Genomic DNA, 841 nt, shown 5'->3' on the forward strand with positions numbered 1-841 from the left:
AAGGCGCTACGCGCCGCTATCCGGGGAGGCTGGGAAATTGTCAGCCGGATGAAAGGATTAATAACCGCCGCGGGCCTGCGCAACCGCCAGACCCAGCTGCCAGACAGCCATCGCGTAGTGGGTGCTGTGGTTGTAGCGGGTGATGGTGTAGAAGTTCGGCAGCCCGTACCAGTACTCATAGCCGGTGCCGACGTCCAGCCGCAGCAGGCTGGCCTGCTGATGGTTACCCAGCGGCTGGGTCGGGGTCAGCCCTGCGGCCGCCAGCTGCGAAACGCTGTATTTAGTCTTGAAACCATTCTCCAGCCCCGGGGCCTGCCCCAGCGCCTGCACCGCCACCAGATCGCCGCTCACCCAGCCATGCTGTTTGAAGTAGTTGGCCACGCTGCCGATAGCATCCACCGGGTCCCACAGGTTGATATGTCCGTCACCGTTAAAATCGACCGCATACTGCTTATAGGAGGACGGCATAAACTGACCGTAGCCCATCGCCCCGGCGAAAGAGCCTTTCAGATCCAGCGGATCGTCGCTTTCGCTGCGCGCCATTAGCAGGAAAGTTTCCAGCTCCGACGAGAAGTATTCGGCGCGGCGCGGGTAGCTAAACGACAGCGTCGCCAGCGCGTCGAGGATCCGGGTTTTGCCCATCACCCGGCCCCAGCGAGTCTCCACGCCGATAATGCCGACGATGATTTCCGGCGGCACGCCATAAACCTGATAAGCGCGGTTGAGCGCGTCCTGATACTGATTCCAGAACACCACGCCGTTCTGCACATTATCCGGGGTAATGAACTGTTTCTTGTAGCGCAGCCAGGCGCCGGTCGGCCCGGTTGGCGGCAGGCCGGTC

1 protein-coding gene is annotated in these 841 nt (G+C 61.7%); it reads right to left on the reverse strand.

Annotation, left to right across the window (positions count from 1 at the left end; all coding sequences use genetic code 11):
* Positions 1–57: 57 nt before the first annotated feature.
* On the reverse strand, positions 58–841 hold a 784-nt coding region (mltB, locus tag HMPREF9538_RS10290), incomplete at its 5' end, for a lytic murein transglycosylase B (protein WP_009485492.1).

The organism is Klebsiella sp. MS 92-3, from assembly GCF_000195655.1.
Lineage (GTDB): Bacteria > Pseudomonadota > Gammaproteobacteria > Enterobacterales > Enterobacteriaceae > Klebsiella > Klebsiella pneumoniae.